Source organism: Streptomyces sp. NPDC031497 (genome assembly GCF_055580905.1).
Window position 1 is genome coordinate 408,396 of the sequence record NZ_JBVIKO010000001.1, and the last position, 24,579, is coordinate 432,974.

Annotated in this window: 26 protein-coding genes; 20 read left to right on the top strand and 6 right to left on the bottom strand. The window is 71.0% G+C overall.

All coding sequences use genetic code 11. From position 1 onward, the window contains the following. The first annotated feature begins 5 nt into the window (after positions 1 to 5). The 5 genes from ACZ5K7_RS01810 to ACZ5K7_RS01830 all read left to right on the top strand — a co-directional run bounded on the left by ACZ5K7_RS01810 (position 6) and on the right by ACZ5K7_RS01830 (position 4,920). On the top strand, positions 6 to 890 hold the full coding sequence (locus tag ACZ5K7_RS01810; protein ID WP_468909292.1) for a carbohydrate ABC transporter permease: 885 nt from the start codon (positions 6 to 8) through the stop codon (positions 888 to 890). Further along, positions 890 to 1,795: a carbohydrate ABC transporter permease gene (locus ACZ5K7_RS01815; RefSeq protein ID WP_468909294.1), complete on the top strand. Its 906-nt coding sequence runs from the start codon at positions 890 to 892 to the stop codon at positions 1,793 to 1,795. Before ACZ5K7_RS01810 ends, ACZ5K7_RS01815 begins: the two co-directional genes overlap by 1 nt. Beyond that, positions 1,792 to 3,423, top strand: coding sequence for a glycoside hydrolase family 43 protein (locus ACZ5K7_RS01820; protein WP_468909296.1), 1,632 nt, complete (start codon positions 1,792 to 1,794; stop codon positions 3,421 to 3,423). Before ACZ5K7_RS01815 ends, ACZ5K7_RS01820 begins: the two co-directional genes overlap by 4 nt. A 198-nt stretch (positions 3,424 to 3,621) precedes the next feature. Continuing rightward, positions 3,622 to 4,686 (top strand): LacI family DNA-binding transcriptional regulator, encoded by a 1,065-nt coding sequence (locus ACZ5K7_RS01825; RefSeq protein ID WP_468909298.1) that lies wholly within the window; start codon positions 3,622 to 3,624, stop codon positions 4,684 to 4,686. Positions 4,687 to 4,716: 30 nt separating this feature from the next. Then, positions 4,717 to 4,920, top strand: a complete 204-nt coding sequence (locus ACZ5K7_RS01830; RefSeq protein ID WP_468909301.1) for a hypothetical protein — start codon at positions 4,717 to 4,719, stop codon at positions 4,918 to 4,920. Between the two features lie 106 nt (positions 4,921 to 5,026). Here ACZ5K7_RS01830 and ACZ5K7_RS01835 read toward each other — a convergent pair whose 3' ends face one another. The 4 genes from ACZ5K7_RS01835 to ACZ5K7_RS01850 form a co-directional block, all read right to left on the bottom strand. Then, a complete protein-coding gene (locus ACZ5K7_RS01835) occupies positions 5,027 to 5,269 on the bottom strand; it encodes a hypothetical protein (RefSeq protein ID WP_351697325.1) in 243 nt (80 codons plus the stop codon). Next, positions 5,266 to 6,132: an isocitrate lyase/PEP mutase family protein gene (locus tag ACZ5K7_RS01840; RefSeq protein ID WP_351697322.1), complete on the bottom strand. Its 867-nt coding sequence runs from the start codon at positions 6,130 to 6,132 to the stop codon at positions 5,266 to 5,268. The genes ACZ5K7_RS01835 and ACZ5K7_RS01840 overlap by 4 nt, the downstream gene beginning before the upstream one ends. A 158-nt stretch (positions 6,133 to 6,290) precedes the next feature. Beyond that, positions 6,291 to 6,941, bottom strand: a complete 651-nt coding sequence (locus ACZ5K7_RS01845) for a ThuA domain-containing protein (RefSeq protein WP_351697320.1) — start codon at positions 6,939 to 6,941, stop codon at positions 6,291 to 6,293. Between the two features lie 31 nt (positions 6,942 to 6,972). Next, positions 6,973 to 7,515 carry a membrane lipoprotein gene (locus tag ACZ5K7_RS01850; protein ID WP_351697318.1) on the bottom strand — a complete coding sequence of 181 codons (543 nt, stop codon included), beginning with the start codon at positions 7,513 to 7,515 and terminating at the stop codon, positions 6,973 to 6,975. A gap of 302 nt (positions 7,516 to 7,817) precedes the next feature. Between ACZ5K7_RS01850 and ACZ5K7_RS01855 the strand changes: the two genes are divergently transcribed. Continuing rightward, positions 7,818 to 8,213, top strand: a complete 396-nt coding sequence (locus tag ACZ5K7_RS01855; protein ID WP_468909306.1) for a VOC family protein — start codon at positions 7,818 to 7,820, stop codon at positions 8,211 to 8,213. Here the strand turns inward: ACZ5K7_RS01855 and ACZ5K7_RS01860 are convergent. Both ACZ5K7_RS01860 and ACZ5K7_RS01865 read right to left on the bottom strand, forming a co-directional pair. Beyond that, positions 8,202 to 8,873, bottom strand: a complete 672-nt coding sequence (locus ACZ5K7_RS01860; protein WP_468909309.1) for a helix-turn-helix transcriptional regulator — start codon at positions 8,871 to 8,873, stop codon at positions 8,202 to 8,204. The genes ACZ5K7_RS01855 and ACZ5K7_RS01860 overlap by 12 nt on opposite strands. A 155-nt stretch (positions 8,874 to 9,028) precedes the next feature. Next, positions 9,029 to 10,165 (bottom strand): YihY/virulence factor BrkB family protein, encoded by a 1,137-nt coding sequence (locus ACZ5K7_RS01865; RefSeq protein ID WP_351697310.1) that lies wholly within the window; start codon positions 10,163 to 10,165, stop codon positions 9,029 to 9,031. Between the two features lie 150 nt (positions 10,166 to 10,315). Between ACZ5K7_RS01865 and ACZ5K7_RS01870 the strand changes: the two genes are divergently transcribed. From ACZ5K7_RS01870 to ACZ5K7_RS01935, 14 genes are all read left to right on the top strand, one after another. Next, complete coding sequence (locus ACZ5K7_RS01870) at positions 10,316 to 11,950, top strand: acyl-CoA dehydrogenase family protein (RefSeq protein WP_468909312.1); 1,635 nt, start codon at positions 10,316 to 10,318, stop codon at positions 11,948 to 11,950. A gap of 431 nt (positions 11,951 to 12,381) precedes the next feature. After that, complete coding sequence (locus tag ACZ5K7_RS01875; protein ID WP_468909315.1) at positions 12,382 to 13,659, top strand: GAF domain-containing protein; 1,278 nt, start codon at positions 12,382 to 12,384, stop codon at positions 13,657 to 13,659. Between the two features lie 184 nt (positions 13,660 to 13,843). Then, positions 13,844 to 15,178: a hypothetical protein gene (locus tag ACZ5K7_RS01880; RefSeq protein ID WP_351697302.1), complete on the top strand. Its 1,335-nt coding sequence runs from the start codon at positions 13,844 to 13,846 to the stop codon at positions 15,176 to 15,178. 42 nt (positions 15,179 to 15,220) lie between these two features. Then, positions 15,221 to 15,799, top strand: coding sequence for a GNAT family N-acetyltransferase (locus tag ACZ5K7_RS01885; protein WP_468909318.1), 579 nt, complete (start codon positions 15,221 to 15,223; stop codon positions 15,797 to 15,799). 92 nt (positions 15,800 to 15,891) lie between these two features. After that, complete coding sequence (locus tag ACZ5K7_RS01890; RefSeq protein ID WP_309500612.1) at positions 15,892 to 15,975, top strand: putative leader peptide; 84 nt, start codon at positions 15,892 to 15,894, stop codon at positions 15,973 to 15,975. A 127-nt stretch (positions 15,976 to 16,102) separates the two neighbouring features. Continuing rightward, positions 16,103 to 17,800, top strand: coding sequence for a nitrite/sulfite reductase (locus ACZ5K7_RS01895; RefSeq protein ID WP_351697297.1), 1,698 nt, complete (start codon positions 16,103 to 16,105; stop codon positions 17,798 to 17,800). Next, positions 17,797 to 17,976, top strand: coding sequence for a hypothetical protein (locus tag ACZ5K7_RS01900; protein WP_351697294.1), 180 nt, complete (start codon positions 17,797 to 17,799; stop codon positions 17,974 to 17,976). Before ACZ5K7_RS01895 ends, ACZ5K7_RS01900 begins: the two co-directional genes overlap by 4 nt. Beyond that, on the top strand, positions 17,973 to 18,683 hold the full coding sequence (locus tag ACZ5K7_RS01905; RefSeq protein ID WP_351697291.1) for a phosphoadenylyl-sulfate reductase: 711 nt from the start codon (positions 17,973 to 17,975) through the stop codon (positions 18,681 to 18,683). Before ACZ5K7_RS01900 ends, ACZ5K7_RS01905 begins: the two co-directional genes overlap by 4 nt. Before the next feature lie 35 nt (positions 18,684 to 18,718). After that, positions 18,719 to 19,255, top strand: a complete 537-nt coding sequence (cysC, locus tag ACZ5K7_RS01910; RefSeq protein WP_450972153.1) for an adenylyl-sulfate kinase — start codon at positions 18,719 to 18,721, stop codon at positions 19,253 to 19,255. Continuing rightward, positions 19,252 to 20,190, top strand: a complete 939-nt coding sequence (gene cysD, locus ACZ5K7_RS01915; protein ID WP_468909321.1) for a sulfate adenylyltransferase subunit CysD — start codon at positions 19,252 to 19,254, stop codon at positions 20,188 to 20,190. The genes cysC and cysD overlap by 4 nt, the downstream gene beginning before the upstream one ends. Before the next feature lie 2 nt (positions 20,191 to 20,192). After that, entirely contained in the window at positions 20,193 to 21,530 is a 1,338-nt protein-coding gene (locus ACZ5K7_RS01920; protein WP_351713543.1) for a sulfate adenylyltransferase subunit 1, read from the top strand. 231 nt (positions 21,531 to 21,761) lie between these two features. Then, positions 21,762 to 22,871, top strand: a complete 1,110-nt coding sequence (locus ACZ5K7_RS01925) for an aliphatic sulfonate ABC transporter substrate-binding protein (protein ID WP_468909324.1) — start codon at positions 21,762 to 21,764, stop codon at positions 22,869 to 22,871. Between the two features lie 35 nt (positions 22,872 to 22,906). Then, the gene (locus ACZ5K7_RS01930) at positions 22,907 to 23,692 is read left to right on the top strand and encodes an ABC transporter ATP-binding protein (RefSeq protein WP_351713539.1); all 786 of its coding nucleotides are present in this window, start codon (positions 22,907 to 22,909) and stop codon (positions 23,690 to 23,692) included. Next, a complete protein-coding gene (locus ACZ5K7_RS01935; protein ID WP_351713537.1) occupies positions 23,679 to 24,578 on the top strand; it encodes an ABC transporter permease in 900 nt (299 codons plus the stop codon). The genes ACZ5K7_RS01930 and ACZ5K7_RS01935 overlap by 14 nt, the downstream gene beginning before the upstream one ends. Position 24,579 lies beyond the last annotated feature (1 nt).

Here is a 24,579-nt window from a genome sequence, read left to right on the forward strand (position 1 = left end):
CACGGATGGTCCGTTCGCAGCGCTGGAAGGGCGCCGCCTTCACCCTGCCCTTCCAACTCGGCTTCGTCTTCCTCTACCTGGTCCCGATCGGGTACGCCGTCCACCAGTCGCTGTACCGCTCGCGGTCGTCCGGACTCGGCCTCGGCGGCACCACGGACGAGTTCTCCGGCCTGGCCAACTACCGTCAGGGCCTGACGGATTCGGCGTTCCTCGACTCCGTGTTCCGCGTGCTCCTGTTCGCCTGCGTGCAGATCCCGGTGATGCTGCTGGTCAGCCTGCTCCTCGCGCTGTTCCTGGACGCGCTCGCGTCCCGGACGGCGGGGCGCTTCCGGGTGCTGCTGCTGGTGCCGTACATGATCCCCGGGGTGGTCGCGGCGATCGTCTGGATCAACCTCTACAGCCCGGACGTCGGCCCGCTCACCCCGCTGGGCAAGGCGTTCGGACTGTCCTGGAACTTCTTCGCGCCGTCGATGGTGTGGCCGTCCATCGGCAACCTGCTGACCTGGCACGGCATCGGCTACAACATGGTGATCATCTACGCGGCGCTGCAAGGTGTGCCCCGCGAACTCTTCGAGGCGGCCCGGCTGGACGGCGCTTCGGAACGCCGTATCGCTCTCAGCATCAAAGTGCCCTACGTGCGGGGGGCGTTGGTCCTCACCGGCATGCTGTCGATCATCCAGATGCTGCAGATCTTCAACGAGCCGGCCCTGTTCCGCAATGTCACGCCCCAGACGGTGAGCGACAGCTTCACGCCGATCATGGTGATCTACAACCAGGCGTTCAACGCGGGCGACTACCACTACGCGGCCGCCCTCTCGGTACTGCTGGCCCTGATCCTCGGCGTCGCCTCCTTCCTCTTCTACCGACTGACCGCGAAAGAGGCCGACTGATGGCACTCACCGAGGAGCGCACCCGCACGAACCCGGTCCGCCGCATCACCAAGCCCGATCCGGCCTCCCGTTCCCGGGGCGGCCAGCGCTTCCTCCTCCTCGGTCTGATCCTGGCCGGCACCTACAGCCTCTTCCCGGTCTGGTGGCTGCTGGTCGCCGCGACCAAGGACCGCACCGCCCTCTACCAGAGCAACGGCCTCTGGTTCTCCGGCTGGCACCTGTGGGACAACCTGCACCAGCTGTTCACCTACGAGGACGGCATCTTCCTGCGCTGGACCGCCAACTCCGTCCTCTACGCCGGAGTCGGCTCGCTCGGCGGGACACTCATCGCCCTCGCCACGGGTTACGGCCTGGCCCGCTTCCAGTTCCCGGGCCGGGGCCTGGTGTTCGCCTGCGTGGTCGGCTCCTTCCTGGTCCCCATCGCCCTTCTCACCCTCCCTCTCTACCTCCTCTTCTCGAAGATCGGCCTGGTGGACACGGTCTGGGCGATGCTGATCCCCTGTCTGATCAACCCGTTCAGCGTCTACCTCGCCAAGGTCTACACGGAGGCCACGGTCCCCTTCGAACTCCTGGAGGCCGCCCGGATCGACGGAGCGGGCGAGCTGCGCATCTTCTTCTCGATCGTCCTGCGCATGATGACGACGGGAGGGGCCACGGTCTTCCTCCTGGCCTTCGTCAACACCTGGAACGCCTTCTTCCTCCCCCTCACCATGCTGCGCGGGGAGGAGAACTGGACCCTGAACCTGGGCCTGTACAACTGGTCGGGCAAGCGGCTCGAATCCGGGGTCGACCTGACCGGTCTGGTCCTCACCGGGGCCCTGCTCTCCATCGTCCCGATGGCCGTCATGATGATCGCGATGCGCCGTTACTGGCGCACCGGCGTCACCCTGGGGGCTCTCAAGTGACCGTGCTCCACAACCCGGTGATCCGCGGCTTCGCCCCCGACCCCTCCCTGGTCCGGGCCGGCGACGGGTACTACCTGGCGACCAGTTCCTTCGAGTGGTTCCCGACGATCCCGATCCACCGCTCCCGCGACCTGGCGCACTGGGAGTACGCGGGCCATGTCGAGGGCGCGGCCCCCGGCGGCTCCCTGGCAGGTGTCCCCGACTCGGGCGGCATCTGGGCCCCTTCGCTGAGCTGGGACGGGGAACAATTCTGGGTGACGTACTCGGTCGTCCGTTCGGTCGGCACCCCGTACTTCGACCTGGACACGTACGTCAGTACGGCCACGGAGGTTTCGGGCCCCTGGAGCCGCCCGCGCCGCATCCCGAGCCACGGCTTCGACCCCGCGCTCCACCACGAGAACGGCCGCCTCTGGCTCCTCAACCTCCAGAACGACCACCGCCCGGGCGGCCGACGCTTCGCGGGCATCGTCGCCACGGAACTGGACCGGGAGACGCTCGCCCCCGTCTCCCCCACCCAGCTCCTCCTCCAGCACGACCGGTTGATCGAGGGCCCGAAGCTGCTGAAGCGGGACGGCTGGTACCTGCTGGTGCTGGCGGAGGGCGGGACGGGGTTCGAGCACGGGGTGCGGGTGGCCCGCGGCAGGAATCTCACGGGCCCGTACGAGCTGGACGAACGCCCGCTGCTGACGGCACGGGACGACCCCGAGTGGCCGTTGCAGAAGGCGGGGCATGCGGAGCTGGTGGAGACGCCGGAGGGCGAGTGGTTCCTGAGCCACCTGACAGCGCGCCCGCTGGAAACGCCGGAGGGCCTGCGGTGCCCGCTCGGCCGCGAGACGGCGATCCAGGCGGTGACATGGGACGCGGAGGGCTGGCCGAGACTCCGGTACAGGGATCACAGGCCTGCGGTCCTTGTCGATGTGGGTGGTCCACAGCGCCCCGTCAGGGGCGCGGGGCTGTTTTCGACATGCGGCTACCGCCGCGTGGGCGCGACCAGCCCCCGTCGGCCCGCACCCGGCGAACAACCCTGGTACACCCTCCGCTCCCCCGCAGACCCCTCTTGGCTCCAGCCCATCCCCAACGGTCACCGCCTCCGCGGCCACCACGGCCCCGACTCCCTCTGGTCCCACCACCTCCTGGCCCGCCGCATCACCGAACACCACACCGAAGCCCAGGTCACCCTCCACGCGACCCCGACCACCTTCACCCAGTCCGCCGGCCTGCTCCTCTGGTACAACACCTCGGCCTACTACGCCCTGGATCTCACCTGGTCGGAACCAGCGGGCGAAACCCAGCACGGTCAGCAATGGCAGCACACCGGCCGAACGGTCCTCGCCCTGACCACGCGCGACGAGAACGAAACCCACCGCGTGTCCGAAACCGAGGTCGACGCGGCCTCCCCGCTCACCCTCGGCGTCACCGTCGACGGCGCCGACGCCCAGTTCTGGCACCTCACCGGCAACGCCCGCTCCCCCATCGGCCCACCCCTCGACTTCACCCGCCTCTCCGACGACCACGGCTCCCGTCTCCGCTTCACCGGCGCCCTGGCCGCGATCCACGCCGTGGACCTCGTCGACGCCTCCTTCACCGCCGACTTCACCGATTTCCGAGTCATCTGCACACCCGCCTGATCCGACCGCCCCTGTTCGAAGTTTCGAAAGCCCCGCCACGGACGATCCCGCGAATTCCCAGGTCTTCACGCCGAGTTGACGCGCACCTATCGTAGGAAGCGCTTACTCCACGGCTTGCGCGCAGACCGCGGAAGTGGCGTTGGTCGCAACTTTCGTCACCTTCGTTGGCCCAAGGGCGGGCCGGAGAGGCGGTTCCCCATGGTTCGTGCCGGGGGTACGGGCGTGGCGGCGGCCGGTCCGACGCTGGCGGTGGTGGCCCGCGAAGCCGGCGTCTCCGTTCCGACCGCGTCGAAGGTGGTCAACGGCCGTGACGACGTGGCCCCCGAGACCCGCCGCCGGGTCACCGAGGCCCTCGAACGGCTCGGGTATGTCCGCAGACCCCGGTTCGACGCGGCGAAGGCCCCCGCCCTGATCGACCTGGTCGTGCACGCGCTGGACAGCTCGTGGTCGGGCGCGGTGCTGCACGGGGTGGAGGAGGCGGCGTACGAGGCCGGTCTCGAGGTCGTGGTGTCGGCGGGGCTGACCCGGACGCGGGCCGGGCGGCCGGAGCGCGGCTGGCTGGACAAGCTCACCGCGCGCGGCTCCTCCGGGGTGCTGTTCAACCTGGCCGAGCTGACGCAGTCGCAGTACGCCTGGCTGGACCACCACCGCATCCCGTACGTGCTGCTCGACCCCGTCCATGAACCCCCGGCGGGGGTCGTGTCGGTCGGGGCCGCGAACTGGCAGGGCGGGGTGTCCGCGACCGAGCATCTGCTCTCGCTCGGCCATGACCGGATCGCGGTGATCGCCGGCAACCGGCGCAGGATGTGCAGCGGCGCCCGGGTGGCCGGATACCGTTCGGCGCTCGCCTCGGCCGGGCTGCGCCATCGCGGCGAGTACGTCCGGCACGCGGGCTTCGACGAGGGCACGGCCCGGCATCGGATGCACGAACTGCTCGACCTGCCGGAGCCGCCGACCGCCGTGTTCGTCTGCTCGGACCGGATGGCGCTCGGGGTGTACACGGCGCTGGCCGAGCGCGGGCTGCGGGTGCCGGACGACATCAGCGTGGTCGGCTTCGACGATCTGCCCGAGGCGCGCTGGGGCACCCCGGCGCTGACCACAGTCCGCCAGCCGCTCGCGGAGATGGCGGCGACCGCGCTGCGGCTGCTGGTGCGGCTGATGCACGGGGACCGTCCGGAGGGCACCCGGACCGAGTTGTCGACCCGGCTGGTGGAGCGGGCCAGTACGGCCGCCCCGCCCGCCCGATCGGCCGTACGAGGGTGACCGGAACCCCTTCAAGATCGTTTCTCGTGCGTGAATCTCACCCTGCGCACCGCGGCGGCCTGTGCCCTTGCCGCAGCCGCCGTGACCACGGTCCTGGGCAGCGCCCAGGCCACGACCCGCACCGTCGCCCCGGCCCAGCACCACGCCAGGGTGGACGCGCCGACCGACGAGCACGACCCGAAGGAGGACGTGGAACTGGACGAGATCGGCCGCCCGGACCTGAACGAGGACTGAGGCGGAGCGCCCCGTCAGGGGCGCTGGGGGTACCCCCGGACGAAGGCTGGGGGAGGAACTGCGCGACCAGCCACAACGGTCCCGCAGTTCCCCACCGGCCGGTCTTTCAGTCGTCGTCCCGAAGAGGCTCACCGAGCAACGCCTGGATCGCGTCCACGGCGCTGCCGTCGTGGTCGCTGCCGGCCGTACCCCTCCCGGCCTGGACGTTCGCCGTGCGGTCCACCTCCAGGATGGAGTCCGCGTTGGAGTTGTCGATCACGGTGATCAGACTCCCGGCCGCGTACGCGGGAACCACGGCCGCGCCGAGCAGCACCGCCGCGACCACCACCGCCGTCGGCAACCGCGTCACACGCCCACGCCCTGGGGCTCGTCGAGCCGTTCCCGGGCGATGTTGCGTTCCAGCAGGGTGGTGGACGCCTTGACCCCGACGCCACCGGCCGCGTCCACCTCGGGCAGCCGGCCGTCCGCCGCCTTGAGCTCGCCGAGCGCGCTCTCCATGGCCTCGTGCGCGGCGAACAGACAGGGAGTGGAGTAGATGGCGACGTCGACACCGAGTTCGTCCAGTTCGGTGAGCGAGAGCCGGGGCGACTTGCCGCCGCCGATCTGGTTGAAGAGCAGCGGTTTGTCGCCGACGACCTTGCGGATGCGGCGGATCCACTCCTCGCTGCGGACCCCGTCGACGAGGATCACGTCCGCGGCGGTGGCGGCCAGCCGCTCCGCGCGGTGCAGGATGTCGTGCTCGTCGGTGGCGTCCGTACGGGCCACGACGAGCAGGTCCTGGCGGGTCGCCAGGACCTTCTCCAGCTTGTCCAGGTACTCCTCCAGGGGCAGTACCTGCTTGCCGTCGGCGTGCCCGCAGCGGCGGGGCCGCTTCTGGTCCTCCAGGATCACCCCGGAGGCGCCGATGCGTTCCAGCCCCTCCACGACGTGGCAGGCGACCTCGGGGTCGACGTAGCCGTCGTCGATGTCGACGAGGAGGTGGTGGTGCGGGAACGCGCCCCGCAGCCGCTGGACGAAGGCCACCATGTCGGGCCAGGCGATGAATCCGATGTCCGGCAGTCCGTAGTACGACGCGGCGAAGCCGAAGCCGGAGACGAACATCCCGTCGTAGTGTTTGGCCGCGATCGATGCCGAGTACATGTCATACACGCCGATCAACGGGGTGGTCCCCGGCCCGGCGATCTGCTCGCGCAGCTTCTTCCCGTAAGTCAAGGTCCGGCTCCTCCTGTGGGTGGGTGGCGCGGCGGCTCGGCGGCCTCCGCGTCTCGACGCCCTTTGCCAAGACAAGAGCATGTCTAGATACGCACGTGACTCTCTCCGTGCGCGAGCTTTACTCACCCCAATGGCGGATCGGGTTCACCGGAGAAACGTCACTGGCCGAGCCGGGCCACCCAGGCGAGACCCCCGTGGAGATGGGCCAGGAAGGCCGGATCCCGGTACGCCTCCCGGGCGTGTCCCAGTGCCGTGTAGAACACCCGTCCGGCCCCCTGCTCGCGGCACCAGGCCAGCGGATGGTCGTCCCCCATCGCGCCGCCGTCGTACGAGGACTCGTCGGCGCGCAGCAGCACCCGTACCCGCCCGCGCGGGTTGTCCCGGAAGTCGTACCACTCGTCGGTGAAGTCCCAGACGGCGGGCAGCTGCCGGGTGGCCGGATGGCCGTGGTCCTCGACGACCGCCCGGCCGGGCTGGTACTCCGGGTGGCGGTCGAAGCGGGCGCCGAGGAGTTCGCCGTAGTACGGCCAGTCGTACTCGGTGCAGGCCGCCGCGTGCACGCCGGCGAAGCCACCGCCCGCCTCGACGTGGGCGGCCAGCCGGGCACGGCCCGCCGGGGTCAGGATCTCGCCGCTGGTGGAGAGGAAGACGACGGCCGCGTACCCGTCCAGCGGCTGTTCGAGGGCGGCCGGGTCCTCGGTGGCGTCGACGTCGAAATCGGCGAACTCCCGTACGGCGGCGACGGCGTCGGGGATCGAGTCGTGGCGGTAGCCGGTGGTGCGGGTGTGGAGGAGCAGTCGTGGGGCCATGGCCGCATGGTCGCCCATGGCCGGCGACGGTTCAAAGGCCGGGGGTCGGCACGCTGTTGTCGGGGGCGCCGTCGCCGTTGGACGGCAGGTCGCCGCGCTGTACCGGCTGGTCGTCGGTGAAGGCCGGGTCGGGCGTGGGCAGCAGGGCGTCGAGTTCGTCGGCGGTGGGGCGGTGGATCGCGCGCACCGCCTTGCCCAGCACGGCGTCGGAGACCCCGCCCTCGCCTTCGAGCCACACCACGCAATCCTTCTCCGTCACCTCGTACTTGTGCTGACCGGCGTAGCGCGGGTGGTCGGTGTAGAGGTGGATGACGGCGCCGGTCCTGTCCGCGTACGAGGCGGAGAAGCCGTCGTCTCCCTGTACGCCGACGGACTGCTGGGCGAGGGTGAACCCCGGGGCCTCGGTGACGTAGACGAGCTCCGGGTCCATGCCCAACGCCTTCGCCTTGGCGGCGAGTTCGGCCGGGTCGGCGGGCGAGCCGGAGGCTCCGGAGGCCGCCTTCTCGGTACCGCATCCGGTGAGCAGGGCGGCGGCGAGGAGCAGGGGCGGCAGAGCGCGCACGGCACGGATCATGCGCCCATCGTGCCGCACAGGCGTTCCACAGGCATCGGTTTTTCCGGTCGCCCCACCGCTTGGCCGTCCTCGCCGACCGTGCCCGGCCTCGGCCTCGATGAACGCCACCCGGCCCCTCCTCGACCACCTGGTGCCGGCGCCCCCGGCCTCGCCGCGACGGTCGCCGCCTTCGCCCGGCGGACCGGTGTGACCCCCGCCGGCGGCGCCCACCTGGAACTCGGCACTCGCAACCATCCGGTGTCCCTGGCCGGGTGTCCGATTCCTTCAAGACCGGCGTTCGGCCCTGCGCCTACGGTGACTCCATGACTCCACGATTCGCCGTGCTCGGTCTGGTCGCCTCCGACCTGACCGCGTCCCTTGCCTTCTACCGTCGCCTGGGCCTGGACTTCCCGCCCGGCGCCGAGGAACAGCCGCATGTCGAGGCCGAGTTGCCCGGCGGGCTCACCCTCGCCCTGGACACCGAGGAGACGGTCCGCTCCTTCCACCCGGCCTGGCGCCCGCCGGCCGGCGGCGGCCGGGTGGGGCTCGCCTTCCGCTGCGGGTCGCCGGGCGAGGTGGACGCGGTCTACGAGGACCTGGTCGGCGCCGGGTACCACGGCGAGCTCAAGCCGTGGGACGCCTTCTGGGGCCAGCGGTACGCCACCGTGCACGACCCCGACGGCAACGGCGTCGACCTGTTCGCCCCGCTACCCGAGTAGCCCGGTCAGCGGCAGCCCGGCCAGCTCCCGCACCTCACGGCAGAGATGGGGCTGATCCGCGTACCCCGCCCGGACGGCGGTCTCGGCGAGCGGCATCCCGCCCCGGGCCAGCGAGAGGGCCCGCTGCATCCGGAGCACCCGGGCGAGCGTCTTGGGCCCGTAGCCGAACGCGTCGCGACTGCGCCGGTGCAGCCGGCGGGCGCCGAGGCCCAGTTCGTCCGCGGTGGCCGCCACCGGGCGCCCCGCGTCCAGCGCCTCGACGAGCCGCCGCAGCGTCGGGTCGGGCGGCCCGGCCCGCTCCAGGGCGATCTGCTCCAGCGCGGCGGCGGGATCGTCGGCGGCACCGACCCGGCCGCGCAGCCGCCGTACGACGGAGGCCGGCCACAGGTCGCCCAGCTCCACACGCCGGTCGAGCAGTTCGTACGCCGGCACGCCGAGGACGGCGGGCGCGGTGCCGGGGTAGAAACGGAGGCCCACCCACACACCGCGGTCGCCCTCGGTGACGTAGGCGTGCGCATCAGGCCCGGCGACCAGCAGCCGCCCCTCGTGCCAGAGCAGATCCATACACCCGTCGGGCAGCACGCGCCCGGCGCCGCCCCCGTCCGGCCTTTTCATCCAGACGACGGCACCGGAGAGCCGAGACGCCCGTTCCTTGTACACGTACGCCAGCGTAGACGCGCCCGTCAGGAGCGCGGGGCTGTGTGAGATACGCCGACCTCACCGCGCCCCTTCAGGGGCGCGGGGAACCGCGCGAGCAACCACCCACAACCCGCACCCCGCCGAACACCACCCCCACGGCGAATCCGCCCCGGCCCTCAAGCCTCCGGCTTACGCGGCGGCGGATGGCTGCTCTTCACGTGCGTGCGCAGCCGGGCCGTGACGTCCTCGGGCGGCAGGAAGCGGGACCAGCGCTCCGGGAACTCGGAGGGCATGTCGGGATCGTCGGGGTCGACCTCGCGGGCCGCGGCCGCGCGGGCGACGTAGTCGGCGACCTGGGCCTCCCGCAGCCGTTCGTTGGCGGCGCGGGCCGCGGCCGTGGCGGCGGCCGGCCAGACCCGGTCGATGGCGGCGTTCATGGCGGCGCCGACCAGCACGGCGAAGGCCGCCACACCGATCCACAGCAGCACGGCGACGGACGCGGCCAGGGAGCCGTAGATCGTCGCGCCCTCGATGGTGCTGGTCAGGTAGATGCGCAGCAGGAAGCTGCCGAGGACCCACATGGCCAGGGCGACCAGGGCGCCCGGCACGTCCTCGATCCACGGGGAGCGCACCGGCACGGAGACGTGGTACAGCGTGGTCAAAAAGACGATGGACAGGACGATCACGACCGGCCAGTACAGGACCTGTACGAGCGTCTCCGACCAGGGCACGATCCCGACCACCGCGTCCGGCCCGGCCACCATCAGCGGCAGCGCCACGGAGCCGATCAGCAGCGCGGCGATGAAGAGCAGGAAGGACACGACCCGGGTCTTCACGATGCCCCGGACGCCGTCGAGGCCGTACATCACGGTGATCGTGTCGATGAAGACGTTCACCGCGCGGGAGCCCGACCACAGGGCGAACAGGAAGCCGATGGAGATCACGTCGGGGCGGCCGCCCCGCATCACGTCGTGCAGGATCGGCTCGGCGATCTCCTTGACGCCCTTGTCGGACAGGACGGTGCGGGAGGCGTCCAGGAGGTTGGCCTCCAGGCTGGCGATGGTGTCGGCGCCGGTCCAGTCGTCGACGTAGCCGAGCAGCCCGATGAGGCTGAGCAGCAGCGGCGGCACGGAGAGCAGGGTGAAGAAGGCGGCCTCGGCGGCGAGGCCGAGGATGCGGTACTCCATGCAGGAATTGACGGTGTCCTTGAGCAGCAGCCAGGCCGTCCTGCGCTTGGAGACGTTCCGGTAGAGGGCCCTGGCCCGGTGGAGCCGGCCGGAGGGCCGCTCGGGGGTATCGCTTGCTGGCTGCACGCCCTAACGGTATCCGCCGTCCGGGGCGGTACTCATCTTCCGGGGCCCCGAGGCGATCTTCCGGCCCCCGGCGGGACCTTGCGGCGCGACCGGGGGTACCGCCGTGTCACGCTGGAGACCACCGCCGTCGTCCCGGGTAGGTTCGCAGACATGGCAGGCACCACCACCCATACCGTGACCAACCAGCCGCCCCCGCTGGCCGGGTACGACCTCTTCGCCACCGACCGCGCCCTCGTCGAGGCCGTGGCCCGGCACACCGGCCCGGAGCTGCTGGACGAGGTCCGCGCCGAGCTGTCGTCGATCGGCGTCTCGGCCGGTTCGGCGCAGGTGCAGGAGTGGGCGGCGCAGGCCAACGAGCACCCGCCGCGGCTGCGCACCCATGACCGCTACGGCCACCGGATCGACGAGGTCGAGTTCCATCCCGCCTGGCACCGGCTGCTCGGCAAGGGCGTGGGCGCGGGCCTGACCACCGGCTGGGTCCGGCCGTCCGGGCACGTCCGGCGGGCGGCCGCCTTCCTGGTCTGGACCCAGGCCGAGGCCGGGAACTGCTGCCCGCTGTCGATGACGAACGCGGCGGTGCCCGCGCTGCGCGCCGACCCGGAGCTGGCCGCCGTGTGGGAGCCGCTGCTGACGTCCGTGATCTACGACCGTGAGCTGCGGCCCGCCGACCGGAAGGCCGGCGCCCTCTTCGGCATGGGCATGACGGAGAAACAGGGCGGCAGCGACGTACGCGCGAACACGACCAGCGCCGTCCCGCTAGCCGAGTCCGGGACGTACACGCTCACCGGACACAAGTGGTTCTGCTCGGCTCCGATGTCGGACGGCTTCCTGGTGCTGGGCCAGGCGCCGGACGGACTGACCTGCTTCCTCGTACCGCGCGTCCTGGCGGACGGCACCCGCAACGTCTTCCTCCTCCAGCGCCTCAAGGACAAGCTCGGCAACCGGTCGAACGCGTCGGGGGAGGTCGAGTTCGACGGCACCTGGGCGCGGCGGGTGGGCGAGGAGGGGCGCGGGGTGCGGACCATCATCGAGATGGTCGCCGCCACCCGGCTCGACTGCGTGCTGGGCTCGGCGGGGCTGATGCGGCAGGCGGTGGCACAGGCCGTGCACCACTGCACGTACCGCGAGGCGTTCGGCGGGAAGCTCGCCGACAAGCCGCTGATGCGCAACGTCCTGGCCGACCTCGCGATCGAGTCGGAGGCCGCGACGACGCTGGCGCTCCGGCTGGCCGCCGCCTACGACGACGGGGGCGAGTCCGAACGGGCCCTGCTGCGGCTGGCGTTGCCGGCCGCCAAGTACTGGGTGACCAAACGCTGTCCGCCGGTCGTCATGGAGGCCGCCGAATGCCTGGGCGGCAACGGCTACGTGGAGGAGTCGGGGCTGCCCCGGCTGGTGCGCGAGTCACCGCTGAACTCGGTCTGGGAGGGCGCGGGGAACGTCCAGGCGCTGGACGTCCTGCGGGCGTTGCAACGCGAGCCGGCGGCGCTGGACGCGTACCTCCAGGAGATCGGCCGCGCCCACGGTGCCGACCATCGCCTGGACCGCGCGGTCAAGGACCTCTTCTCCGAACTGGCCGACCTGGAGGGCATGGAGGCCAGGGCCCGACGCCTCGTGGAACGCCTGGCGACGGTCCTCCAGGGCTCCCTGCTGGTGCGCTTCGCACCCCCGGAGGTGGCCGACGCCTTCTGCGCGTCAAGGCTGGGCAACGACTGGGGTTCATCCTTCGGTACCTTGCCGAAGGGCCTGGACCTGGCGGCGGTGGCAGAGCGGGCCCGAGCTTGTTGAGAAGGCTCTCCGCGACTCCCTAGGGGCGCGGGGCCGTATCCGGCCTGCGGCTACCGCCGCGTGGGCGCGACCAGCCACGACCCCGCCGCAGCCGCCGACGCACCGCGAGCCGCACCCCCTGCCGCGGTCGGCTTTCCGCCGGGGCACGGGGGTGGTGCTGCGCCGACACGGCACCACCCCCGTTTCGGCCCATGTCAGGCCATGACGCCGGAGCGTCGGCTCAATTTTCGGCCACCCCGGGTCCGTTCACCAGGGTTGCAAGGGGTTGCAACATATCGGTGTCTGTGAGCGGACTGTGTGCCTCGGGCCCTGGAAAACGGCAGTATGAGACGCGCAGTCGGACCGGAAACCGCCGCCCGGACGGCTTGACAAGACTCTTCCATGCCTTTTTGCGAGGACTGTCCAGGAGGACCTCAGTGGGGAACCCGCCGATGGACGTGGCGCGACTGGCCGCGGTGGACGCGGCGCAGGCGGCGCGGTTACTGAGCGAGCTGCGCGAGGCCAGACTCGCCGGACAGCGTGGGCGGATCGCGCCCCGGCCGGTGATCGAGCAGTCCTGGGGGCGGACGCTGCGCAGCGGCGTCGACCCCGACCACCGCCTCCGTTCGGGACTGCTGTCCGCCGACGAGGTCCGGCGCAGACGTGAGGAGTCACCGCTCAGGGACGTACTGCCGGTGTTGCGGGAGGGGTTGCTTTCGGTCGCGGACGTCGCCCGGCACATCATGGTGGTGGCCGACGCCGAGGGCCGGGTGCTGTGGCGCGAGGGTTCCTCGCCGGTGCTGCGCAAGGCGGACGGCCTCGGCTTCGCTCCCGGCGCCGACTGGCGGGAAGACGTCGTCGGCACCAACGGGGTCGGCACCCCGGCGGTGGTAGGGCGCCCCGTCCAGGTCTTCGCCGCCGAGCACTTCGTCCGCTCGCTCGGCTCCTGGACGTGTTCCGGCGCCCCCATCTCCGACCCCCGGGACGGCAGGCTGCTCGGTGTGGTGGACGTGAGCGGTCCGCTGGAGACCATGCATCCGGCCACCCTGGCCTGGGTGAACTCGGTGGCGAAGCTCGCCGAGGCCCGGCTGCGGGAGCTGCATCTGGACGCGCTGGAGCGGCTGCGCGCGGTCGCGGCGCCGGTGCTGGCCCGGCTGGGCGGGCGGGCGCTGGTGGTGGACGCCGACGGCTGGACGGCGGCGGTCACCGGCATGCCGTATCCACAGCGGCTCGCGCTGCCCAAGCCCCTTTCGCCGGACCGCCGCTGGCTGCCGGCGCTCGGGCTGTGCTCGGTGGAGCCGCTGGCCGGGGGCTGGCTGCTGCGGGCGGTGGACGATCCGGCACCGGCGGGCGGCGGCCGGCTGGTGCTCGACCTGGCCAGGCCGCGCCGGCCCTCGGTGACGGTGGGCGGCGGCGCCTCCTCCTGGTCCCGGGAACTGAGCCCCCGGCACGCCGAGTTGCTGTATCTGCTGGCGGTACGACGTGCCGGGCGGAGCGCGGCCGGGCTGGCCGAGGACGTCTTCGGGGACGCCTCACGGACGGTGACCGTGCGCGCCGAGATGTCCAGGATCCGGCGTTATCTGGGGGCGCTGCTCGAACACCGGCCCTATCGCTTCCGGGAGGACGCGGAGATCGAGGTGCTGCTCCCCTCCGACCCGCACGACCTGCTGCCCTGCTCGACCGCCCCGGCGGTGACGGCGGGCCGAGGGCCTGACCCCCGGTCCAGGTGAAGGCCCGCACCACGGGGCTCATTTAACGCATCGGGGGCATAAGGTGACGTATCTTCCGCATATTTACGGGGTCTTCGCGGTACGGCCGCCCTGACTGCCGTAGCATCCCGGTGCGGGCATCCCCAGCTGCTCCTCGGTCAACGTACGGACCATGGGGCGCAGTTGGCCCGCCTCGGGAGGAGACATGAAGCATCGCGGCAGACACCGGCGGCGCAGGCGGGGCACGGCACTGCGCGCGGCCCTGGCCGGGGCCGCGCTGGCACTGACCGCGACCGCCACGATCGTCAGCGCCTCGCAGGCCACGGTCGCCGAGAACCCGGGCGCGCTGAAGCCGCTGACCTCCGCCGCCGACACCGCGCCGCTCCAGCTTCAGGAACACCTCGTGCCACGCCGCTCGCTGGACCGGCTCGCCTCGGCGATGGGCGGGACCGTCGGGGTCGCCGACGTCCTGGCGGACGCCGACCACAGCCTGCGCGCGGCGGCCGACTGCGACTCGGACGACCGGGACTCGCTGCCGACCACCCCGGCGGCGACCGAGGCCTACTGCTGGGACCCCACCGACACCCTCACCGACGACTGGCGGCCGGCCTCGGTGACCACCTCCTCCGACGCGGACGACGACGGCCTGTGGGGCGCCAACAGGGTCGTCCTGGCCGGCTGGACGCACAGCACCTCCAGCGGCCCGGCCGCCTCGCGGGGCCTGGCCAGGGTCGCGGTCGTGAACGAGAACGACCCGGCGCACCCCTCCTACTCGTGGGTCCTGCTGACCGTGCCCAGCGCCGACGGCAGCACCTACCGCGGTCTGACCTCGGAGATCTCCGGCATGGTCTGGTATGAGGACAAGCTGCTGGTCACCACCACCCCGGGCAGCGCCGACGCGCTCTACGTCTACGACCTCAACCGCATCCAGCGCACCTCGGTGCTGACCGACGCGGTCGGCCGGGTGCCCGGCGGCTGGTCGGCCGACGGCTTCCGGTACGTGATGCCCGCCGTGGGCTCGTACCGGTTCTCCGCGGGAGCCTGTTCAGCGGCCGGCGCACCCTGTCCGAGCGCGCTCTCCGTGGACCGCGGGACGGCCCCGGACAGCCTGGTCCTCGGCGAGTGGACCCCCGCCGGCGGCGATCAGCGGGCCCGGCTGTGGCGGTACGCGTTCGACGAGAACCCGAAGCACGACGGATCGCTCGCCACCGATGCCGCCGGCCGGGTGGACGCGGTCGAGGCGTACCGGACCGGGGCTTCCGAGATCCGGGGCGTCCTGTCGTACCGGCCGCCGGGCGCGATCGCCTCCGAGTGGTACGTCGGCCACCTCCCCGGCGCCATGGACGGGCACGGCAGTCTGTGGCGGCAGGACACCGAGGGCGCGCAGGCGGCCCGCTGCGGCTCGGACGCCTCGCACCGCTGCTGGGGCGAGGCCACCGGCTCGCTCTCCTACGCCCCCGACACGGGCGAGGTGTGGTCGGTCACGGACCGCATGCTGTTCTCGGTGCCGCTGCGCTCGATCGACGCGTCGCTCGGATGACGGCTGTCGACACGTCCGGGGCCGGGATGATTGCCTGGCCCCATGAGCAGCATCGTCGTGACCACCTGGTACCTGGAGCAGACGTCCCCGGCCGACCTACTCCCCGCCGCCGCCCCTGCCGGTGACGCGGTCAGGATCGTCCGCGCCGAGGTGCCCTCCCCCGAGTTCAGCCGCTTCCTGTACGCCTCGGTCGGCGGCGACATCACCTGGACCGACCGGCTGAGCTGGAGCTACGCCCGGTGGCAGGAGCATCTGGGGCGGCCCGGCGTGGAGAACTGGGTGGCCTACGACCGGGGCACCCCGGCGGGCTACGTCGAACTCGATCCGCAGGACGACGGGGTGGTGGAGATCGCCTACTTCGGGCTGATCCCGGCGTTCCGGGGCCGCCGCATCGGCGGTCACCTGCTCTCGTACGGCGCCGCGCGCGCCTGGGACCTCGCGGAGCGGTGGGACGGGCGGCCGCCGACGAAGCGGGTGTGGGTGCACACGTGCAGTCTGGACGGCGAGCACGCGATGGCGAACTATCAGCGGCGGGGGTTCCGGCTCTTCGACACGAAGACCGAGGAGGAACCGGCCGTCCCGGCGCCGGGACCCTGGCCCCAGGCGCACGCCGAGGCGTGACGCACACCACCCTGTCTCAGTATTCAGAATAGATCCGTCCGAATCGCGGACGATGGTGGACTGCCCCGAGATCCGCGTGACACGCTTCCGTCATGTCTGGAACTGGAATCGCCTTGGTGAGTCGGCGGCACGTCGACCTCGGCCGCATGTCCAGCGCCATCTGTCCGGCGGGCTGAGAGCACAGCACCGCCGCCGTCTCCTGTCCAGACCTTCCCTTGCGCAGTGTCGCGCAGATATGCCCACGTGCGCCCGTACGCGCAGGTAAGAGCCGCTTCCCCGCCTGTCCCGAAGGACGTATTCACCATGGCCGCCACCCCGCAGAACCCTGCCGCCTCCGCGCCCCGCCGCAAGGTGAGTCGTCACCGCGGTGAGGGTCAGTGGGCTATGGGTCACTTCACCCCGCTCAACGGCAACGAACAGTTCAAGAAGGACGATGACGGTCTCAATGTGCGGACACGCATTGAGACGATCTACTCCAAGCGCGGCTTCGACTCGATCGACCCCAACGACCTGCGCGGACGTATGCGCTGGTGGGGTCTGTACACGCAGCGCAAGCCCGGCATCGACGGCGGCAAGACCGCCATCCTGGAGCCGGAGGAGCTGGACGACAAGTACTTCATGCTGCGGGTGCGGATCGACGGCGGCCGCCTCACCACCCAGCAGCTGCGGGTGATCGGCGAGATCTCGCAGGAGTTCGCGCGGGGCAGCGCGGACGTCACCGACCGGCAGAACATCCAGCTGCACTGGATCCGCATCGAGGACGTCCCGGAGATCTGGAACCGTCTCGAGGCCGTCGGCCTGTCCACCACCGAGGCCTGCGGCGACACCCCGCGTGTGGTCATCGGCTCGCCGGTCGCCGGCATCGCCGAGGACGAGATCATCGACGGCAGCTGGGCGATCGACGAGATCAACCGGCGGTTCATCGGCAGCAAGGAGTTCTCCAACCTGCCGCGCAAGTTCAAGTCCGCGATCTCCGGCTCGCCGCTGCTGGACGTGGTGCACGAGATCAACGACATCGCCTTCGTCGGCGTCGAGCACCCCGAGCACGGCCCCGGCTTCGACCTGTGGGTCGGCGGCGGTCTGTCCACCAACCCGAAGATCGGCGTCCGGCTCGGCGCCTGGGTGCCGCTGGACGAGGTCCCGGACGTCTGGGCCGGTGTCATCGGCATCTTCCGGGACTACGGCTACCGGCGGCTGCGCACCCGCGCCCGGCTGAAGTTCCTGGTCGCCGACTGGGGCGCGGAGAAGTTCCGCCAGATCCTCGAGGACGAGTACCTCAAGCGGAAGCTCGTCGACGGACCGGCGCCGGCCGAGCCCCTGCAGCGCTGGCGCGACCACGTCGGCGTGCACCGGCAGCAGGACGGCAACTTCTACGTCGGGTTCGCCCCGCGCGTCGGCCGCGTGGACGGCACCACCCTGGCGAAGATCGCCGACCTCGCCGAGGCACACGGCTCGGGCCGGGTGCGCACCACGGTCGAGCAGAAGATGATCGTCCTCGATGTCACGGAGGACCAGGTCGACTCGCTGGTCGAGGCCCTGGAGGCGCTGGACCTGACCGCCAGGCCGTCCCCGTTCCGGCGCGGCACCATGGCCTGCACCGGCATCGAGTACTGCAAGCTCGCCATCGTCGAGACGAAGGCGCGCGGCTCCGCACTCATCGACGAGCTGGAACGCCGGCTGCCCGACTTCGACGAACCGCTGACCATCAACCTCAACGGCTGCCCGAACGCCTGCGCCCGCATCCAGGTCGCGGACATCGGTCTCAAGGGCCAGCTGGTCCTGAACGACGCGGGCGAGCAGGTCGAGGGCTTCCAGGTGCACCTGGGCGGCGCGCTGGGTCTGGAGGCCGGTTTCGGCCGCAAGGTCCGCGGCCTCAAGGTGACCTCGGAGGAACTGCCGGACTACGTCGAGCGGGTGCTCAAGCGTTTCCAGGCGGAGCGCGAGGACGGCGAGCGGTTCGCCGCCTGGGCGTCCCGCGCCAGCGAGGAGGCCCTCTCATGAGCGAGCGGGCCGCCCCCTTCTACTGCCCCTACTGCGGCGACGAGGATCTGCGTCCGAACGAGCAGGGTCACGGCGCCTGGGAATGCGCGGCCTGCAACCGCGCATTCCAGCTGAAGTTCCTCGGGCTGCTCGCCCGGGGGCTGAAGCACTCCGAAAGCGGAGGGGAACAGATATGACCACAGCTCAGGAAGACCGCACCACCGACGACTTGAAGGCGCTGGCCGAGCAGGCCGGCCGCGACCTCGAAGACGCCTCCGCCCTGGAGATCCTCCAGTGGGCGGTCGACACCTTCGGCAAGGGCTTCTGCGTGACCTCCTCCATGGAGGACGCGGTGGTGGCCCATCTGGCGTCCCGCGTCCAGAAGGGCGTGGACGTCGTCTTCCTCGACACCGGCTACCACTTCCCGGAGACCATCGGCACCCGGGACGCGGTCGAGGCCGTGATGGACGTCAACGTCATCACCCTCACCCCGCGCCAGACGGTCGCCGAGCAGGACGCGGAGTACGGGCCCAGGCTGCACGACCGCGACCCCGACCTGTGCTGCAAGCTCCGCAAGGTGCAGCCGCTGGAGCAGGGCCTGACGAAGTACGCCGCCTGGGCGACCGGGCTGCGCCGCGACGAGTCCCCGACCCGGGCGAACACCCCGGTCGTCGGCTGGGACGAGAAGCGGCAGAAGGTCAAGATCTCGCCGATCGCCCGCTGGACCCAGGACGACGTGGACGACTACGTCGCCGAACACGGCGTACTGACCAACCCGTTGCTGATGGACGGCTACGCCTCCGTCGGCTGCGCCCCCTGCACCCGCCGGGTGCTGGAGGGCGAGGACGCCCGCGCCGGCCGCTGGGCGGGGCGCGCCAAGACCGAGTGCGGCCTGCACGGATGACGGCCACCACGCCTTCGACGAACCAGGAGAACAACGTGACGACCGGAGCCACCGTCTGGCTCACGGGTCTGCCGAGTGCCGGCAAGACCACCATCGCGTACGAGCTGGCCGGCCTGCTGCGGGCCGACGGCCACCTCGTGGAGGTGCTCGACGGCGACGAGATCCGCGAGTTCATCTCGGCGGGCCTCGGCTTCAGCCGCGAGGACCGGCACACCAACGTGCAGCGTATCGGCTTCGTCGCCGAACTTCTGGCACGTAATGGCGTGACGGCCCTTGTCCCGGTGATCGCCCCCTACGCGGACAGCCGGGACGCGGTGCGCAAGCGCCACGAGGAGAACGGCACCGCGTACGTCGAGGTGCATGTGGCGACCCCGGTCGAGGTGTGCAGCGAGCGGGACGTGAAGGGTCTGTACGCCAAGCAGGCCGCCGGCGAGCTGACCGGGCTGACCGGTGTCGACGACCCCTACGAGGAGCCCGAGACGCCCGATCTGCGGATCGAGTCGCAGCACCAGACCGTGCGCGAGTCCGCGGTGTCCGTGCACGCCCTGCTGAGCGGGAAGGGACTGGCATGACGACGACCGTGGCGGCTCACGGGGAGGGCACGGGCACCCCGTACGCCCTGTCCCACCTGGACGCGCTGGAGTCCGAGGCGGTCCACATCTTCCGTGAGGTGGCGGGCGAGTTCGAGCGGCCGGTGATCCTGTTCTCCGGCGGCAAGGACTCCATCGTCATGCTGCACCTCGCGCTGAAGGCGTTCGCCCCGGCGGCGGTCCCCTTCTCGCTGCTGCATGTGGACACCGGACACAACTTCCCCGAGGTCCTCGAGTACCGGGACCGTGTGGTGGCCGCACATGGGCTGCGCCTCCATGTGGCCTCCGTACAGGACTACATCGACCGGGGTGTGCTCAAGGAGCGCCCGGACGGCACTCGTAACCCGCTGCAGACGCTGCCGCTGACGGAGAAGATCCAGAGCGAGCGCTTCGACGCGGTCTTCGGCGGCGGCCGGCGGGACGAGGAGAAGGCCCGCGCCAAGGAGCGGGTCTTCTCGCTGCGGGACGAGTTCTCCCAGTGGGACCCGCGCCGCCAGCGCCCCGAGCTGTGGAACCTCTACAACGGGCGGCACGCCCCCGGCGAGCACGTCCGGGTCTTCCCGCTCTCCAACTGGACCGAGCTGGACGTCTGGCAGTACATCGCCCGCGAGGGCATCGAGCTGCCGCAGATCTACTTCGCGCACGAGCGCGAGGTCTTCCAGCGGGGCGGGATGTGGCTGACGGCGGGCGAGTGGGGCGGCCCGAAGGACGGCGAGACCGTCGAGAAGCGGCAGGTGCGCTACCGGACCGTCGGTGACATGTCCTGCACGGGCGCGGTGGACTCCGACGCCGGCACGCTGGAGGCCGTGATCACCGAGATCGCCGCCTCCCGGCTCACCGAGCGCGGCGCCACCCGGGCCGACGACAAGCTCTCCGAGGCCGCGATGGAAGACCGCAAGCGCGAGGGGTACTTCTAGAGATGAGCACGACCACCACGGAACTCGGCCTGACCGAGACCACCCTGCTGCGCTTCGCGACCGCCGGCTCGGTCGACGACGGCAAGTCCACCCTCGTCGGTCGGCTGCTGCACGACTCCAAGTCGGTCCTCACCGACCAGTTGGAAGCCGTGGAGCGCGCGTCGGCCTCGCGTGGGCAGGACGCGCCCGACCTGGCGCTGCTGACCGACGGGCTGCGGGCCGAGCGCGAGCAGGGCATCACGATCGACGTGGCCTACCGTTACTTCGCCACGCCCAGGCGGCGGTTCATCCTCGCCGACACGCCCGGCCATGTGCAGTACACCCGCAACATGGTGACGGGTGCCTCCACCGCCGAGCTGACCGTGGTCCTGGTCGACGCCCGCAACGGGGTCGTGGAACAGACCCGGCGGCACGCCGCGATCGCCGCCCTGCTGCGCGTCCCGCACGTCGTCCTCGCCGTCAACAAGATGGACCTGGTCGGCTACCAGGAGGCGGTCTTCGCGGGGATCGCCGAGGAGTTCACGGCGTACGCGACCGAGCTGGGCGTCCCCGAGGTCACCGCGATCCCGATCTCGGCGCTGGTCGGCGACAACGTCGTGGAGCCGTCCGCCACCATGGACTGGTACGGCGGCCCGACCGTCCTGGAGCACCTGGAGACCGTCCCGGTCAGCCACGACCTGGCGCACTGCCACGCCCGGCTGCCCGTGCAGTACGTGATCCGCCCGCAGACCGCCGACCACCCGGACTACCGGGGCTACGCCGGCCAGATCGCCGCCGGCACCTTCCACGTCGGCGAGCCGGTCACGGTCCTGCCGTCCGGTCGTACGACCACGATCTCGGGCATCGACCTGCTCGGCAAGCCGGTCGAGGCGGCCTGGACGACCCAGTCGGTGACCCTCTTGCTCACCGACGACATCGACGTCTCGCGCGGCGACCTGATCGTGCCGACGAAGGACGCCCCGGCCACCACCCAGGAGGTCGAGGCGACCGTCTGCCACGTGGCCGACCAGCCGCTGACGGTCGGGCACCGGGTGCTGCTCAAGCACGGCACCCGCACGGTCAAGGCGATCGTCAAGGACATCCCGTCCCGGCTCACGCTCGACGACCTGTCCCTGCACCCGCACCCGGGACAGCTCGTCGCCAACGACATCGGCCGCGTGAAGATCCGTACCGCCGAGCCGCTGCCGGTCGACTCCTACGCCGACTCGCGCCGCACCGGCTCGTTCATCCTGATCGACCCCGCCGACGGCACCACGCTCACCGCGGGCATGGTCGGCGAGTCGTTCGCCTCCCCCGAGCCCGTCAAGGACGCGGCCGAGGAGGACGGGTGGGACTTCTGACATGACGATGACCGACGTCTACTCGACGTTCGCGAAGGAGGGCGGCCGCGTCGGCAGCGGCGACCTCGGGAGCGGGCAGGGCGGGGTGGCGCGATGTGCGTGCTGACGTACGCGCACTGCCTGCGCGCCCCGGCCCCCCACCCGACGTCCCGGATGCGACGAAGACCTGCCGACCTCCCGGCCACGACCTGAGAGACCGTGACCGCCGGGCCAACGAGAGGAAAGCCTCCCGTGCCTGCCAACCGCTCAACGCTGCTTCGCCGCGGCATAGCCGCGCTCGCCGCACTCCCCCTGCTCACGCTCGCCGCCTGCGGGTACGGGTCGGACTCCGACAAGAGCGACACCACCAAGGTCGCTGCCGGGGCCAAGAAGATCGAAGGCCTCGACACCGTCAAGATCGGCTACTTCGGCAACCTGACCCACGCGACCGCGCTGGTGGGCAACCAGAAGGGCTTCTTCCAGAAGGAGCTCGGCGCGACCAAGGCCAAGTACGCGATCTTCAACGCGGGCCCGTCCGAGATCGAGGCGCTCAACTCGGGCTCCATCGACATCGGCTGGATCGGCCCCTCCCCGGCGATCAACGGCTACACCAAGTCCAACGGCACCGACCTGAAGATCATCGGCGGTTCGGCGTCCGGCGGCGTGAAGCTGGTCGTCAACCCGAAGAAGATCAAGTCCCTGAAGGACGTCAAGGGCAAGAAGATCGCGACGCCTCAGCTGGGCAACACGCAGGACGTGGCGTTCCTCAACTGGATCGCCGACCAGGGCTGGAAGGTCGACGCGCAGAGCGGCAAGGGTGACGTCACCGTCGTCCGCACCGACAACAAGATCACCCCGGACGCCTTCAAGGCCGGTTCCATCGACGGCGCCTGGGTGCCGGAGCCGACCGCGTCCAAGCTGGTCGCCGAGGGCGGCAAGGTGCTGCTCGACGAGTCCACGCTGTGGCCCGACAAGAAGTTCGTGATCACGAACATCATCGTGTCGCAGAAGTTCCTCAAGGCGCACCCGAAGGTCGTCGAGGCGGTCCTCAAGGGCTCGGTCGAGACCAACAAGTGGATCAACGCCAACCCGGACGCGGCCAAGACCTCGGCCAACAAGCAGCTGGCGATCGACTCCGGCAAGGCGCTGCCGGACGACGTCCTGAACTCCGCCTGGTCCTCGATCCAGTTCACCGACGACCCGCTGGCCTCCACCCTCAACACCGAGGCCGAGCACGCCGTCAAGGCCGGTCTGCTCTCCGACCCGCTGCTGAAGAACATCTACGACCTGACGATCCTCAACAAGATCCTCAAGTCCGAGGGCGCGAGCACGGTCGACGCCGCCGGTCTCGGCAGCAGCTGACCCCGGTCCCGACGCGTTCCCAGGAGGTGACGACCATGGCCACGACCACGACACTCGCCAAGGCCGGCGAGTCGGTGGAGTACGCGGCACGCCTTGAGCATGTCTCGAAGTCCTTCGCGACTCCCGGCGGGCAGCAGCTCGTCCTGGACGACATCACGCTCGATGTCGCGCCGGGTGAGTTCGTCACCCTCCTGGGGGCCTCGGGCTGCGGCAAGTCCACGCTGCTGAACCTGGTGGCGGGGCTCGACCAGCCCTCGGCGGGTTCCATCGCGACGGACGGGCGGCCCGCCCTGATGTTCCAGGAGCACGCCCTCTTCCCGTGGCTGACCGCGGGCAAGAACATCGAACTCGCCCTGAGGCTCAGGGGGGTTCCCAAGAACGACCGCCGTGCCAAGACCGAGCAGCTGCTCGAACTGGTCCGGCTGAAGGGCGCGTACGACAAGCGCGTCCACGAGCTGTCCGGCGGTATGCGCCAGCGGGCCGCACTGGCCCGCGCGCTCGCCCAGGAGAGCAGACTGCTGCTGATGGACGAGCCGTTCTCGGCCCTGGACGCCATCACCCGGGACGTGCTGCACGACGAGCTGACCCGGATCTGGGAGGAGACCGGGGTCTCCGTCCTGTTCGTCACGCACAATGTGCGCGAGGCGGTGCGGCTCGCCCAGCGGGTGGTCCTGCTGTCGTCCCGGCCGGGCCGGATAGCGCGCGAGTGGGAGGTCGGCATACCGCAGCCGCGCCGCATCGAGGACGCGCCCGTGGCCGAACTGTCCCTTGAGATCACCGATGTACTGCGTGGGGAGATCCGCCGTCATGGCCAGCAGTGAGACGAAGACGCCGGGGACGGCCGCGACGGTCGGCGGCGAGCTGGCCGGCATCGAGGCGGGTCTGGACGCCCTGGAGACCGGCGTCACCGGCCGTACCCCGTTCCGGCAGACCTTCGGCACCAAGATCCTGCCGCCGATCATCGCGCTCGCCGTGGTCCTCGTGGTCTGGACGCTCCTCGTCCCGGTCGTCGACGACCCGTCCAAGCTGCCCTCGCCGACCGCGGTGGGCGACGCCTTCAAGGACGCCTGGCTCAAGGGCGACCTGCTCGGCTACATCTGGACCAGTGTCAGCCGTGGCCTCCTCGGGTTCCTCTTCGCGCTGGTCATCGGCACCCCGCTGGGTCTGCTGGTGGCCCGGGTGAAGTTCGTGCGCGCGGCCATCGGCCCGATCCTGTCCGGCCTCCAGTCGCTGCCGTCGGTGGCCTGGGTGCCGCCGGCCGTGATCTGGCTGGGCCTGAACAACTCGATGATGTACGCCGTGATCCTGCTCGGCGCGGTCCCCTCCATCGCCAACGGCCTGGTCTCCGGTGTCGACCAGGTGCCACCGCTGTTCCTGCGCGCCGGCCGCACGATGGGCGCGACCGGCGTCAAGGGCATCTGGCACGTGGTGCTGCCGGCCGCCATGCCCGGCTATGTGGCGGGCCTGAAGCAGGGCTGGGCGTTCTCCTGGCGTTCGCTGATGGCGGCGGAGATCATCGCGAGCTTCCCCGACCTCGGCGTGGGCCTCGGCCAGCTCCTGGAGAACGCGCGCACCGCCAGCGACATGGCCATGGTGTTCGAGGCCATCATCCTGATCCTGTTCGTCGGTATCGCGATCGACCTGCTGATCTTCAGCCCGCTGGAGCGGTGGGTGCTGCGCAGCCGCGGTCTGCTGGTGAAGAGCTGAG

Bases quoted from the DNA above. Each gene is read 5' to 3' on its own strand.
- ACZ5K7_RS01855 (WP_468909306.1), top strand. From the start codon at position 7,818: ATGACTCCACGATTCGCCGTGCTCGGTCTGGTCGCCTCCGACCTGACC.
- ACZ5K7_RS01850 (WP_351697318.1), bottom strand. From the start codon at position 7,515: ATGATCCGTGCCGTGCGCGCTCTGCCGCCCCTGCTCCTCGCCGCCGCC.
- ACZ5K7_RS01810 (WP_468909292.1), top strand. From the start codon at position 6: ATGGTCCGTTCGCAGCGCTGGAAGGGCGCCGCCTTCACCCTGCCCTTC.
- ACZ5K7_RS01815 (WP_468909294.1), top strand. From the start codon at position 890: ATGGCACTCACCGAGGAGCGCACCCGCACGAACCCGGTCCGCCGCATC.
- ACZ5K7_RS01930 (WP_351713539.1), top strand. From the start codon at position 22,907: ATGGCCACGACCACGACACTCGCCAAGGCCGGCGAGTCGGTGGAGTAC.
- ACZ5K7_RS01885 (WP_468909318.1), top strand. From the start codon at position 15,221: ATGAGCAGCATCGTCGTGACCACCTGGTACCTGGAGCAGACGTCCCCG.
- ACZ5K7_RS01870 (WP_468909312.1), top strand. From the start codon at position 10,316: ATGGCAGGCACCACCACCCATACCGTGACCAACCAGCCGCCCCCGCTG.
- ACZ5K7_RS01900 (WP_351697294.1), top strand. From the start codon at position 17,797: ATGAGCGAGCGGGCCGCCCCCTTCTACTGCCCCTACTGCGGCGACGAG.
- ACZ5K7_RS01880 (WP_351697302.1), top strand. From the start codon at position 13,844: ATGAAGCATCGCGGCAGACACCGGCGGCGCAGGCGGGGCACGGCACTG.
- ACZ5K7_RS01825 (WP_468909298.1), top strand. From the start codon at position 3,622: ATGGTTCGTGCCGGGGGTACGGGCGTGGCGGCGGCCGGTCCGACGCTG.
- cysD (WP_468909321.1), top strand. From the start codon at position 19,252: ATGACGACGACCGTGGCGGCTCACGGGGAGGGCACGGGCACCCCGTAC.
- ACZ5K7_RS01935 (WP_351713537.1), top strand. From the start codon at position 23,679: ATGGCCAGCAGTGAGACGAAGACGCCGGGGACGGCCGCGACGGTCGGC.
- ACZ5K7_RS01875 (WP_468909315.1), top strand. From the start codon at position 12,382: ATGGACGTGGCGCGACTGGCCGCGGTGGACGCGGCGCAGGCGGCGCGG.
- ACZ5K7_RS01890 (WP_309500612.1), top strand. From the start codon at position 15,892: ATGTCTGGAACTGGAATCGCCTTGGTGAGTCGGCGGCACGTCGACCTC.
- ACZ5K7_RS01845 (WP_351697320.1), bottom strand. From the start codon at position 6,941: ATGGCCCCACGACTGCTCCTCCACACCCGCACCACCGGCTACCGCCAC.
- ACZ5K7_RS01905 (WP_351697291.1), top strand. From the start codon at position 17,973: ATGACCACAGCTCAGGAAGACCGCACCACCGACGACTTGAAGGCGCTG.
- ACZ5K7_RS01895 (WP_351697297.1), top strand. From the start codon at position 16,103: ATGGCCGCCACCCCGCAGAACCCTGCCGCCTCCGCGCCCCGCCGCAAG.
- ACZ5K7_RS01920 (WP_351713543.1), top strand. From the start codon at position 20,193: ATGAGCACGACCACCACGGAACTCGGCCTGACCGAGACCACCCTGCTG.